This is a genomic window from Labilibacter marinus (assembly GCF_001659685.2).
Lineage (GTDB): Bacteria > Bacteroidota > Bacteroidia > Bacteroidales > Marinilabiliaceae > Saccharicrinis > Saccharicrinis marinus.
On sequence record NZ_LXYE02000035.1, the window covers coordinates 53,034 to 66,506 of the forward strand.

The following is a 13,473-nucleotide window of genomic DNA, read 5'->3' on the forward strand; positions in this document are numbered from 1 at the left end:
TTCCTACGGAACTTTTTATGAGATTAATAAGAATTTACTACCATAACATCGTGCCTCTAGCACTTTTCAGCACCATGGTGCAGGTAGTTATGGTAATAAAATCATAAATCTTGAATGCTATTCTTTGAGCTATGGTACTTTGCTTTTAAACTCCAGTTTTACAGGATACGCGAACTTATAATCTGGCTCATTGGGCATTGTAATCTCCAGCCCTTTTGGCGTTTGTTTCCATTTTAATTTCTTTTTTGAGCCCATAAGCGAAACTTTTTCAAGTTGGGATAAATCAGCTGTAGCCAAGGTTTTTATGCGCATCGTTTCGCCGGGCCATTCCAAAGCTGTTGCGTATAAAATGGTATTGGCCTTATTGCGTGTAAAACGAATGTCTTCTGCAGTGGTTTCGTATTTTTTATGTCCGTGCTCATCTTTTTCGAGCCAATGTTCGCCTAACTCTCCAAAAACCTCATACGGACGAGTTGCGTACACTGCTTCGCCACACACTTTTAACCAAGCTCCCATTTCGCGGATAAACTGCTTTTGGTCTTCGGGAAATGTACCATCTCCTTTTGGCGCAATGGCAAGCATCAAAACTCCACGTTTGCTTATTATGTCCATAAACTGGTCAATTACCATATTTACGGGTTTTATCTCAATTCCCTCAGCATAGCCCCAATTGTGACCAAAATAAATGCTTTCGTCGGTTTGCCATACCATGTTGTGGATGTGGTCAAATGCACCATGTTCAAAATCGCGCACGGCACTTCCTTCTGCATACATTTTGCTTTTATAATTTATAACCACGTTGGGCTTCCCAAATTCTCCATTATTCCACTTTACAGCTTGGTTGTAATAATGCGCCCCAAATGCCAATCGGTAAGGTTCCCAATGTGTAGTTTTAAAGCCCCAATCAAAATAATGGAGGTCGGGTTGATAGAGGTCGGTGACTTCTTTGGTGCGTTGAAGCCAACGTTCTAAATCTCGTTTACTTGGCTGTATGGTTGTTCCCCAGCGTGTACGCGCTAAAAAATGATTACGCTCTTCTCCTTTAAAAATACGAACCGTATCCATGCTGCGCGGAAAAATTGGATTACCGTATAAATCCTGATTAGCCGTATCTACAGCATCATAACGGTTGACGTGGTTCCACTGAAAAAAACAGTAATTCCATGCCGAGTGATTTGATACACCAAACTTAAGCCCTTGCTTGCGTGCTTCAGTTGCTAGTTCGCCTACTATATCACGCTTTGGCCCCATGTTTACCGAATTCCATTTTGTGGATGGAGAATTCCACATACAAAAGGCATCGTGAAACACGGCAAGTGTTGTAAAATACTTTGCTCCACCATCTTTACATATGGAAATCCATTCTGCAGCATCAAATTTTTTTGCGGTAAATAGGGGTATTAAATCTTTGTATCCGAAATCCTCAGGTGGTCCGTAAGTTTCGTGATGATGAAGGTGTGTTGCCAAACCTTGATTATTTCTTGAACTTTGTCCTTTTTGGCAATACATCCATCGGCCATACCATTCGGCCGCATGGTCACCCTTGAATGCAGGAACTGAGTATACACCCCAAATTGGCCAAAAACCAAGTTTGGCATCTTCATACCATTCGGGGGCTTCATAATTTTGAAGCGATTCCCAATTGGGCGTATAAGTGTTTTGAGCGCTGCAAAAAACAGACAAGAAGAAAAACACTGCAACACTGTATATTATCTTATTCATAAATAGATTTTTTAATATTTTCAATTTAATAAGCCTGTTAAGAGTTTGTACAACTACTTCGTTATTGCTTATTTTCTAATTCCTCAATTTTAATATTCATGATTTTGACCGGAAATAAGTTCGTATAGTCAAATATGCCACATTCCATTTTTAAACACGAAGAAATTGGCTGTTCAACGGTAGGTGAAACGGTTATCACAAACATATTCAACTCATATGCTAACACATACAAAGCTTTTTTGACAAATCGAAACCCTATTAAAATGTGGTGAATTAAACGGTAAATCAACAGTTAAATAGCTTGTTTTTACTTATGAATAATGTTAATTTCGATGAATTAATATTACAGCGTATTCAACGAATTACACATGCTCAATCCTGAAAAGAAAAAAGAACTACTTCAACAAATATTAGACAGCGATATCTTTAAAAAATCACCTTCAAGTTCGGCCTTGTTACGTTATCTGGTTGAAAAGAATATTGAGGGCGCTCATTTAAAAGAAAATGTGATAGAAGTAGAGCTTTATGGAGACAGGCAAGATTCTGACGTCATAAACCCCAGGGTACGCGTAAATATATATCACCTCAGGAAAAAGCTAACAGCTTATTACCAAGGTGAGGGAAAAAATAACGAGTATGAAGCAATAATTAAAAAGGGGCAATATAATTTAAAGTTTAAACAAAGGTTTTCGAAAAAAGAAGAACGAAAGTCGAGGCCAAAATTTGATGCTAAATTCGTACCCTATTTTGTTATTGTTCTCTTGATTGCAATGCTTGTATTCCAAAATTTACCAAAAAAACCTTTGACGTTATGGGGAGGGCTTATTTCAAACAATTACAAAACAACACTTTATGTTTCTGACATTTATGGGTTAATAGGACGGACGGACGAAAATAAGCCATATTTTATAAAATACTTTCACTACAACTCAAAAGAAGAATACCAGGAACATGTACAAAAGCAGGACAGCAGTAAAAACCTTCGACTATCTAATTATTCATACATTACAGGTGATGGGGCACTTGCCTGTAAAAATATTATGCGACTTTTTGGACAGTACAATTCCGACTTTAACATAGAGTTTTCGAGCAGGGCACAATATAGCCGAATAAAGGAAGAGGATTTTATTTACGTAGGTGTCCTTACAAATCCTATGTTTACAGGTTTATTTAATTCATCAAATCCATATTGTAAAATAACAGAAAAGAATAATTTAGAAATAAAATCTCACTCCCTTATAAACGATACAACTATTAATATTTTATCGTCAGGATTAGGCGACTTTGATTATGCGATTGTTTCTCTCGTTCCGGGGCCTCACAATACAACGCAGTTCTACTTTTTTTCACAACATGAGATTGGAAACAGGGCAATGATTGAGCATTTTACCAATTTGAATTCAATTTCTGAGTTTAGTAAACACCACTTAAAAGCGAATAAATACTTTACTGCTGTTTACAAGGTGTATGGCAAAGAACGTATTGACCTTACATTTAAAGAGATTGCAGTACTTCCTTTCTAACAGAGCTTATTAATACTGATTTTAGGAGTGTTTATCCTGAAACTTATATTGGATAAATTTCAATGGCCGTAATTTTTAATTCTCCAGCATCATATTGTAAATAAAGCTTATTGCAATTGTTGCATTTAAACTTAATTTTTGTTGGAGTATTTCCGTTCGATTGCACTGTAGCAATTTCTTTGTTATTGGAAAGAATTCGAATATTACCTTTTGAGGTTCCCTGGGTGCAAAGGCTTAGTTCATATTCTCCCGGAACCAAATTTTGTCCGTGCATGGTACGTAGTTTATAAGTACTTGTATCGCCTAAAAGAAGTGCCTCTTCTTCATTATTCACAAATTTATTGTTCGGAAGCTCGTGTTCCCATTTACATATCCACCATTTTCCGTTATCGTCAATAGTGTAAGTATTATTGCCCTTGCCTTGTGCCAGAGGGTCGTGTTTGGTGTTTGAAAAACGGATACGGACAGGTTCAAGTGCCACGCGTTGTTTTAAATTAAGGTAATCAACCAACCAACGGGTGTTTAAGGATAGCACTAAAGCTTCTTCTCCCGCAGTGAAACCAATGATTTTGGTGGCATCCACAAATTTTTGAATGGTTTCGTATGGATGGGTTCCTTTCATTAATTCAGCAGCTTCTATCATTTTTCCATCTTCGGCCAATTTGTAAGCTTCGGTGAAAGCAGACTGGTTCTTGAAAAATGAAATATAGAACTGCTCCATACCTCTTTGATATTTCCAGTAATCGTTTTGCTGTTGGAGCGGAACAGCATCGAGCATTTTTATTCGGGCTTCGGCCTCAGGAATAAGTTCGGGCCAAGATTTAACTATATACTTCCAATGTAGCTTGCCCAAATCGATAAAATTATCGGATGTTTCACGACCAAAAATGGGGCCTTTGCTTATCCACTCGTAATAGTATTTTGAGAGTTGAGGTGATGATGTTCCAAATCGTGCAAACACATAATTATCCACCGTAGTATGTAAGGGTTCATTGGCCGATGCCTCCCAAAGTTGTTTGGCAATACCCGTAAAATACAAATCGAGCGGATGTGTGGTCCAATGGATGATACCCACACCCTGAATTTTGCGCTCTTGTGCCTTAGTTGTAAAATTCTGATTTGGTGTAAATGGGCGTCCTATATAGGCAAAATCGTCATGATGTGCCCAAATTATAGGATACACCTGTCGTTTTTCATCAACAGAGGTGAAATATTTTATTGATTTTTTCGAATCGAAATCTACATCCAAAGGTCTGAATGGTACTCCCTCAGGCATTAACACATCGGCCATATCGAGCCAGTTGGAACCCCATGAGCCATAGCCCAGTTTTAATTCAGGTTTTACTTCGCCTGCTGCTTTTAATAATGCCTTCACAATTTTCGAAAAGGTAAACATTCCTTGCGAATACAGTTCGTGCTTTAGAGCGTGATTTTCCTTCACAAGCTGGTCGTATTCCTTCTTCCACTGCTCAGGAAATTCCTCATACGGAAACTCCATCCAGATAGACCCTAAAACTGATATTTTTTTGTTTTTTGGAGAGCGCGACCACACCGTTAGTTCATCAATCTGCGGGTATTTTTTCACCAACTCCTGTACCTGATGTTTATAATATTTATATCCTTCCGGATGTTCCGGGTTCGGTGTCAGGTAACCATTTATATTTAATAGGGCTTCCTTTGGTAACTTCTTCACAATGTTTTGGGGATGCGACATCCACGTATCAAAATCTAGCGCAAAAATTACTTTGGTGCCACACGCTTCGGCATATTCAAAAACATCGTGCATCATGCGGGAGGCTACTTCAACCTTTTTACCTTCATCTGCCAACGATGGCTTGGCTCCATAAACCGGAGCATCGAAAATATCGCCTGCTACCATTCGGCGTACATCGTTAATGTGCTGGTTACCCCAGTCGCGACCGTTGATTGAGCTATTAAAAGACCCGGTGGTTTTGGTTTCGCCCAAATACTCATAGCTGAACATTGGGTTATTGCCATAAGCATGCACCATAATGCCATTGTAACGCATTTTATTGGCCTGGTCAATGTATGCCTTCCAATCCTCTAAATCCCATCCGGTACAACCGCTTAAAAAATTGTGCCAGTTAAATAGCGACCTGTCCTGTAAGACAGGGTTATCCTTCATACTCCAATCTGAAAATCCGTCCCAGTCTTTTGGGGCAGGAACTACATCGCCACCAATAAAGAAGCCACAGCCCTGTTTTTCCAAAAGTGCGTAAACGGCGTTTAACAATCCTCTTTCATCGGAGGCAATAATGTATACCTTATCATCTTTACAGGAGATTAAAAAGCTTTCTTTTTTAATAGGTAAGTTTGATATTCCCAAATCTCCTGCCTGAGAAGCTAGCATAAGTTGGATGTCGGCATTTGTTTCCAAAACTTCAAACTCTGTATCTATATAGATTTCATTCAAATATTTATGAAGTTCTTCTGTTGCATGCTGACCCACTTTTGTGTTGGAAAGGTTCGCTATTTGTACGGTTTGTTTCTCGCAAGAAATAAATACAATAGCTATGAAGAGGATATAAATATTTTTCATTTGATTAATTTTTACTTTTCAATAAAGCATTCTTTTTGTGAGAAGAATTTACCATAACATCGTGCCTCTGGCACCTTTAATCACCACGATAACAGGTAGCTATAGTGGTAAAATCATAAATATTGAATACTATTCTTTGGACGATGGCACTTTTCTTTTAAACTCCAATTTTACAGGATACGCGAACTTATAATCTGGCTCATTGGGCATTGTAATCTCCAGCCCTTTAGGGGTTTGTTTCCATTTTAATTTCTTTTTTGAGCCTATAAGCGACACGTTTTCTAGTTGGGACAAATCAGCTGTAGCCAAGGTTTTTATGAGCATAGTTTCGCCGGGCCACTCCAAAGCGGTTGCGTATAAAATGGTATTGGCCTTATTGCGTGTAAAACGAATGTCTTCAGGTGTAGTTTCGTATTTTTTCTGATTGTGGTGATCACGTTCGTTCCAACGATCTCCGAGTTCCCCAAAAACCTCATACGGGCGGGTGGCGTACACGGCTTCGCCGCATATTTTAAGCCAGGCACCCATTTGGCGAATAAACTGTTTTTGGTCTTCAGGAAATGTTCCATCGGCTTTTGGGGCAATGGCCAACATGAGTACACCTCGTTTACTGATAACATCCATAAACTGATCAATAACCATATTGACAGGCTTAATCTCAATGCCTTCTGCATAGCCCCAATTATGGCCAAAATAAATGCTCTCGTCAGTTTGCCACACCATGTTGTGGATGTCGTCAAATGCTCCATGCTCAAAATCGCGAACTGCAGCGCCCTCTTTCCATGTAGACCATCCTTTGTAATTGATTACTACGTTGGGCTTCCCATATTCACCCTTCCCGGCTTCAATGGCATTATTGTAATAAAAGGCACCAAACTGTTGGCGGTAAGGCTCCCAAACTGTTGGATTAAATCCCCAATCAAAATAGTGGAGGTCGGGTTTGTAGAGGTCACTTACTTCTTTGGTACGTTCCAACCAGCGGTCAAAATCGCGTTGGCTAGGCTGTACCAAACCTCGCGAACGTGGAATCCATGTTTTACGCCCCTCTCCTTTGGCTATGCGCACCGTATCAGCACTTTTTGCCACTATCGGGGTGCCGTATAAATCCTGGTTGTCGGCGTTTATAGCATCGTAACGGTTTATATGGTTCCATTGAAAAAAGGCGTAGTTCCATGCCGAGTGGTTAGACACTCCAAACTTTAAACCCTGTTTACGCGTTTCGGATGCCAATTCCGCAACAATATCACGTTTAGGCCCCATTTCTACAGAGTTCCATTTTGAGGTTGGAGAATTCCACATGCAAAACGCATCATGAAAAACGGCAAGCGTCGTAAAATATTTGGCACCACCTTCTTTGCAAAGGGATATCCATTCTTTAGCATTAAATTTTTCGGCTGTAAACATAGGAATAAAATCCTTGTACCCGAATTCTTCTGGTGGGCCGTAGGTTTTGTTATGATACAGATGGGTTGCAAGCGCCTGATTATTGCGAGAGCTTTGGTCTTTCTGGCAATACATCCAACGGCCATACCACTCTGCCGCATGGTCGCCTTTAAATGCGGGAACTGAATATACTCCCCAAATGGGCCAGAAACCAAGTTTGGCATCTTCATACCACTCCGGGGCTTCGTAATTTTGAAGCGATTCCCAACTGTCCGTATAGATGTCTTGTGCATTGCAGCACACAGACATTAGAAAAAACAGTACAATACTGAACATTATCTTACTCATAATTAAAAGTTTAAAAATACTATATTAAATAGGCATAAAACGAAACTCCCCGGATCCTGTTTTAGAATCCACTTTAATTACACATTCCTCTTTATTTTCACCAATTTGAACCAAAAGGGTAGCCACCCCGGCTTCCATTTTTTTATTGTCAACATTTAATATGGAAATATTTTTGGTATCCAGCACATTTATTTCATCCATACAGGATGGAACAATTGTACCGTTTTCATCCGTGGCTGCCACATAAACGAACAATACATCGTTGCACGCATGTTCAGGTTTCTTTCCACTTTCATCCAGCCAAATTTTAAGTTTATGGGCTTTCTTAGGACTTTGAATAATACTTCGAGTTATTTCTTTTCCATCCACAGACCCTATTGCTTCTAGTTTTCCCTCCTCATACCTATCTAATTTAAAGGTAAACGGCGGATGACTGAGCTTAAAGCTATTTTCATCCATATCGGGCTTTTGCTGGCCGAGTGATTTCCCATTTAGTACCATCTCAACTTCCTCACAATTGGAATATACTTTTACATCTAGTGTCGATTCTGGCGTCCAGTAGCTGGCAATATGTAACACAGTATCCTCATCCAAACTCCTTTGACTTTGATAAAACCAGCTGGAGAATTTTCGAAGCCTATTCATATCCATCACACCAGAACAACAATGCTCTGAATGTATGCCACTGTTATAGTCGTACATTACCCAAAAGCCATCACCAAAAGCCAATGTGTTTGCAAGGTTGTCCGTGTATGCTTCCTGAAGATTATAGCACTGCTGTAGCATTCTGCCCTCTCCATATTTTCGCAACTGACGACTACTTTTTTCAATGCGTAAATTTTTAGGTAAATTATGCTGATTCAATCCTGCATTACGTGAATAATACTCCCAATCGCCATACTCCGAAACTATATAGGGTTGGTTTATTGATTCGTTTAGATGTAATAATCGATGCTGGCGGGCTTGCAAATAGATATCGTATGCCCCAGGCTTCCATCCAGCTGAATATGCATTGGGCTGTGGATATTCTTCATGAACAATTTCATGGAGTTTTTGCATAAAAAAACTTGGCATATGGGTTTCGTTTAAAGAAACCTCCCAGGCCAAAACACATGGATGATTACGATCGCGACGAATAAGTTGCCTTGCTGAATTATAACAGTAGTCACGAAAATGTCCATCATTCAAATAATACTGCCATCCTAAAATGGCATCGAGCACTACCAAGCCCAATTCGTCACATGCATCCATAAATGCTTTTGAGTGTGGATAATGCGACAATCTAACGTAATCAAAACCAGATTTTTTAATTTTGTAAGCATCGCGATATTGGGCATTGTCTGACAAAGCATAACCTATGTAAGGATATTCCTGATGTCGATTAGTTCCACGCAGGTATGTTTTTTTGCCATTAATGTAAAGTTGATTATCCACAAACTTAAACTCACGGATTCCCACGTTGGTTGTTGTTACTTCTGTTTCCAAACCATTCACTAAAAGCTTAGTTTCTAGGGTGTACAAATTGGGGTGCTTTGGCGACCAAAGTTGGGTGTTTTGTACGTTTATTTGCTGAATTAACTCTTTATCATTTTTTTTATCTAAATGTATAATTTCAGATGCTATATTTTCAATAACTTGATTCTTGTACTTTAGAGTGTGCACTACTTGTATGTTTGCAGGTTCACTGTGCTCGTTGGAAATATGCGTTTTCACTTCTACAATCGATATTGCTTTCGATACTTTTGGAGTATGCACAAATATGCCACCTCCAGCAATTTTATTAGCAATGACAGGGTGAGAAATATGCACTTTATCCTTCACGATAAGATGTGCATTGCGATATAGTCCCCCGTAAAAACAGAAGTCGAGTTTCTTAAGAGGTTTGGGTCCGGTTAACGGATTGTCGGTATTATTTAGCTTAACGGCAATCGTATTTTCTTTTCCATATGTTACGTAATCAGAGATATCAAAAACAACAGGGAGATATCCACCTTGATGTTTCTTTACTTTTATACCGTTAATCCAAAACTCCGACCTTCCCATAGCTCCTTCAAATTCAAGAATAAGCTTCTTCCCTTTAAATGCCAATGGGATATTAAAGATTTTACGGTACCAACAGGTACCTTGCCACATATCATTGCAAACATATTTTTCGAGCTTGGCAGAATGTGGCAAGCATACGCTTGCCCAGGATTCAGCATTATATGTTACCATTTCATATTGTTGAGATTCATTTTGATTATCCACCAAAAGAAAACTCCAACCATCATTAAAGTTTATTTTCCCATTTCGGATATCTTGCTTGCAGGATATAGAAGTCATGATGAGTACAATGAAAAATATAGTGTTTATTGGATTCTTCATTATTTCCACTCAATTTTAAAAACAGGTATTACTGTACAGGCCGAAAGGTTTGGTAACTTAATGACAAGTGCTTTACTGCTTTGTTTCCATTTTATTTTTTGATTTGAACCTAAGAGCGTGACCGATGATACTTTTCCTGCTTCTTTCGTAACTTCTTTTAGTACTATATCTTCGGTTGGCATGCCCATTGTTGCTGCATATAGAAATGTATTCTCTTTATTTTGGGTATAACGGATATCTTTTGGGGTGTAATCAAAATCTTCTTTCCAATCGGCTGCTCCTTCTCGTTCCTGAGGACCTTCGCCATATACTGTCCAGGGGCGTGATCCGAAAATCGATTCGCCATTTGCATCCATCCATGCTGCAAGCGTTTCTAGCAATTCAACCACTTCTTTATCTACGGTTCCATCGGGGCGTTGCAATACATTTAGTAGCATGTTCCCGTTTTTACTTACTACATCAATTAAGGTGCTTAACACCCAAAATGGAGAGCGGTACATGGTTCCAGTATCATCGTTTTTCCAGTTTACGTTGTAAAACCAATCACCAATAGACGTATCGGTTTGCCATGGTTCAGGGCTAATATCAGCCAAGCCACCACGTTCGCGGTCTTCAACGCAGGTTTCGCCATCAAACACATTCCAGCCTTTATTGTGACGAGCAGGTTTTGCCAGATACACGGCTTCTAACTGACCCTTGTTTTTCTCTATATCCGCATTGTAAAAATTGGCTAACATTTCTTCGCCGTAAGTTCCAAAGGGTAAAGCGCCATCAGAGTACAATAAGTCGGGCTCATAATTCTCGAGCAAATCAGTCATTCGGGCAAACCATAATTGAGCAAACATACCGTTGTTGGTAACCCAGCTTTCGTGTTTTGCGGTAGATTTACTGTAGTATAAGTCCCATAGTTTTGGATCAGCACCATCGTATGGTACTCCTGCTTTAGGGCCATCGATATCGGCTCCTTTATTGGCTTGCCACCAACCGTAACCAGCCGAAAGGTGCTCCGATACACCAAACTTTAAACCATGCTTTTTTGCCGCTTTCGACCATGCTCCTACAATGTCGCGTTTTGGGCCCATATCTACCGCATTCCATCGGTTAAATTTTGAATCCCAAAGGTCAAAATTATCATGATGCACACCCATGCTTACAAAGTATTTGGCCCCAGCCTTTTTGTATAATTTCATCAATTCTTCAGGATTAAACTTTTCGGCTTTCCATAGAGGAATAAGGTCTTTGTATCCAAATTCTGATGGATGTCCATAGGTTTTAACATGATGAGCGTAAGTTGTTTTTCTATTTTTATTCCTTGTGTGCTGCTCGTACATCACACGTGCATACCAATCGCCATGCATGGGTACCGATTGTGGCCCCCAATGCGCCCAAATTCCAAACTTGGCATCGCGAAACCATTCAGGACATTCGTACTGTCTCAATGATTCCATGTTTGCCTCGAATTTCTTATTTGTGGGTGTTTGTGCCCATATGTTTGTTGCAATTAGCAAAGACAAACTGATAGTACTTAATAGAGTATTGTATTTCATCTGTTTAAACTTTCTTTCAATGAATATTTGTATCTCGCAAATAAATCCAATCTCCGAATCAAGTTCAGAGTAGGCTATCCCTTTGTATGATAATTACATGATTTGAAATATATGCGATTTTATGATAGTATTACTTTATTTTAACAAGAACAACCCCATGCGAAGGGACTAAAGCTTTAAACTCATTCTCATATGTCCCTATATCTTTCTGACGCCATACATCACGAATACTTTTAGCCCCAGTTAATCCTGCGATTCTCCAATCCAAAGTAAGAACTGCTTCTTCATCCTTTAAGTTAAAAATACCTACAGCTTTGCTGCCATCAGCCAACTCTTTTACAAAAATCTCGAAATTAGGGGTACACATTGCAGATTGTGCTGGCCTACATAATTCATCTTGCTGTAAGGCCAACACTTCATGATTGGTTAACAGTTTTACGGTAAACTCATCCATCATTTCAATAGGGCAACCTATTAAAAGCGGAGCCGACCATAAACTCCACAACGAAATATGACTGTATTGTTCATCGGCCGTAAGTTTAGATGGTTTTAATTCTACTCCTTTAGTTCCCCAACTTTGATGTCCTACAACTAACATATCGGGATCTGGATAATGCCCTGGTGCTCCATCAAACCCTGCTTCTAGCCATGCTTTGTGCAAAACCCACTCTTCGCGAATATTCAAGTGTGCTCCTCCTTGATCCCAACGATCTTTTAAGTCTCCTCCTGTACGGATTACATTGGCTATTTTCCCGATTTTTTCGGCCAAATGCACAGGACAAGTATTAGAAGTAGAAAATACAATATCACGTCCTGAGTTTATAAGTGCATCTGACATACGTTCTGTACTTTCGTAATCATTAGTATACCAATCGTATTTCAAATAATCAATTCCCCAAGCAGCCCACTGTTTGGCATCATTTTCCTCAAATTTATATCGTCCAACTATCCAATTTTCGTTACCATTATCGGCTAAAGATTTATCCCATTTCCCTTTTTTATTATTACTGGTACTTCCTGCATAACCAGCATAACTGGTTATCCAAGGCGTAGAATAAATCCCAGCTTTAAGCCCCATATTATGAATCTCATCGCACATCCTTTTCATATCAGGAAAGGTTTCTGGATTCGACTGAATACCATTAAATTTACCACCTCTAACACCTTGCCAAACATCATCAATATTGATATAACTCCAACCATAGTCTTTCAGGCCTTTATTTACCATCGCTTTTGCCGAAGCCAGCACGCGCTCCTGCGTTACATTATGCCCCCAACAATTCCAGGAATTCCAGCCAAGTGGTGGAGTTAAACAAATTTCATCACCTACTTTAATTTTTAGTTTCTTTTCATCGCTTCCCAAATTATTTTTAGCAATGAGCATAATAATATATTCTCTTTTCTCTTTAGAAATAATGTTTCCTGAAATAACTCCAGTTTGAGCATTAACAGTAAGTCCTTCTGGCAAATTTTGTGCAACATATTCTAAAGTCCCTTTTCCGGTTGCCGGAATGGTATAAAGGAATGGAGAACCCGGTCTTACACCAAAAACCGATGCTCCATGAATTTGAGGCGTATCGGGAATACTAGGTGTTAGTATGTATTTCCCCTCTCCTCTTTCAGGATTATAAACCTTTACTTTTTCAGATGTAAAACTTAAAACACTTATGCTTAACACCGCTAAAGCAATCAATTTAATTTTTTTAGATATCATGATATTTATTTTTTGAAATCAACTTTAAAAAGCAAAAGCTGCCTGACAAGGATTTTTGCCTTGAACTTGAATACTTATGCCTTCCGTCGTTTGTATCCATTGAATTTTGTTTTTAACGCATATGAATTTTACCGTTGGATCGGCAATATAAATATGTGTGAACAGAGGGTTATTGGCTTTAGCAATAATATTAAAAGCCATTAGAGTCATAAATAGTAAAAAGGTATTCTTCATCAGTTTAAAATTAGCATTAAGATATCAGTACAGAGACAAAAGATTGAACTAAAGCTTTGTAAGGCTTAAATGCGGTTT

General features: G+C 39.0%; 8 protein-coding genes. 1 reads left to right on the top strand and 7 read right to left on the bottom strand.

Features of this window, described 5'->3' with window-relative positions:
* Positions 1-129: 129 nt before the first annotated feature.
* Positions 130-1,722 carry an alpha-L-fucosidase gene (locus A8L32_RS14630; RefSeq protein WP_075590837.1) on the bottom strand — a complete coding sequence of 531 codons (1,593 nt, stop codon included), beginning with the start codon at positions 1,720-1,722 and terminating at the stop codon, positions 130-132.
* Between the two features lie 368 nt (positions 1,723-2,090).
* Here A8L32_RS14630 and A8L32_RS14635 point away from each other — a divergent pair, with 368 nt between their 5' ends.
* Positions 2,091-3,245, top strand: coding sequence for a hypothetical protein (locus tag A8L32_RS14635; protein ID WP_075590838.1), 1,155 nt, complete (start codon positions 2,091-2,093; stop codon positions 3,243-3,245).
* A gap of 43 nt (positions 3,246-3,288) precedes the next feature.
* Here the strand turns inward: A8L32_RS14635 and A8L32_RS14640 are convergent, their stop codons facing one another.
* The 6 genes from A8L32_RS14640 to A8L32_RS14665 all read right to left on the bottom strand — a co-directional run bounded on the left by A8L32_RS14640 (position 3,289) and on the right by A8L32_RS14665 (position 13,395).
* Positions 3,289-5,805, bottom strand: coding sequence for a hypothetical protein (locus A8L32_RS14640; RefSeq protein ID WP_075590839.1), 2,517 nt, complete (start codon positions 5,803-5,805; stop codon positions 3,289-3,291).
* Between the two features lie 129 nt (positions 5,806-5,934).
* The gene (locus A8L32_RS14645; RefSeq protein WP_075590840.1) at positions 5,935-7,536 is read right to left on the bottom strand and encodes an alpha-L-fucosidase; all 1,602 of its coding nucleotides are present in this window, start codon (positions 7,534-7,536) and stop codon (positions 5,935-5,937) included.
* Positions 7,537-7,560: 24 nt separating this feature from the next.
* On the bottom strand, positions 7,561-9,900 hold the full coding sequence (locus tag A8L32_RS14650; protein WP_075590841.1) for a glycoside hydrolase family 2 protein: 2,340 nt from the start codon (positions 9,898-9,900) through the stop codon (positions 7,561-7,563).
* Positions 9,900-11,447 (bottom strand): alpha-L-fucosidase, encoded by a 1,548-nt coding sequence (locus A8L32_RS14655; RefSeq protein WP_075590842.1) that lies wholly within the window; start codon positions 11,445-11,447, stop codon positions 9,900-9,902. Before A8L32_RS14655 ends, A8L32_RS14650 begins: the two co-directional genes overlap by 1 nt.
* Positions 11,448-11,577: 130 nt before the next feature.
* Positions 11,578-13,161, bottom strand: coding sequence for a putative Ig domain-containing protein (locus tag A8L32_RS14660; protein WP_083631353.1), 1,584 nt, complete (start codon positions 13,159-13,161; stop codon positions 11,578-11,580).
* 24 nt (positions 13,162-13,185) lie between these two features.
* Positions 13,186-13,395: a hypothetical protein gene (locus A8L32_RS14665; protein WP_075590843.1), complete on the bottom strand. Its 210-nt coding sequence runs from the start codon at positions 13,393-13,395 to the stop codon at positions 13,186-13,188.
* Between the last annotated feature and the right edge of the window lie 78 nt (positions 13,396-13,473).

Bases quoted from the DNA above. Each gene is read 5' to 3' on its own strand.
- A8L32_RS14630 (WP_075590837.1), bottom strand. From the start codon at position 1,722: ATGAATAAGATAATATACAGTGTTGCAGTGTTTTTCTTCTTGTCTGTT.
- A8L32_RS14635 (WP_075590838.1), top strand. From the start codon at position 2,091: ATGCTCAATCCTGAAAAGAAAAAAGAACTACTTCAACAAATATTAGAC.
- A8L32_RS14640 (WP_075590839.1), bottom strand. From the start codon at position 5,805: ATGAAAAATATTTATATCCTCTTCATAGCTATTGTATTTATTTCTTGC.
- A8L32_RS14645 (WP_075590840.1), bottom strand. From the start codon at position 7,536: ATGAGTAAGATAATGTTCAGTATTGTACTGTTTTTTCTAATGTCTGTG.
- A8L32_RS14650 (WP_075590841.1), bottom strand. From the start codon at position 9,900: ATGAAGAATCCAATAAACACTATATTTTTCATTGTACTCATCATGACT.
- A8L32_RS14655 (WP_075590842.1), bottom strand. From the start codon at position 11,447: ATGAAATACAATACTCTATTAAGTACTATCAGTTTGTCTTTGCTAATT.
- A8L32_RS14660 (WP_083631353.1), bottom strand. From the start codon at position 13,161: ATGATATCTAAAAAAATTAAATTGATTGCTTTAGCGGTGTTAAGCATA.
- A8L32_RS14665 (WP_075590843.1), bottom strand. From the start codon at position 13,395: ATGAAGAATACCTTTTTACTATTTATGACTCTAATGGCTTTTAATATT.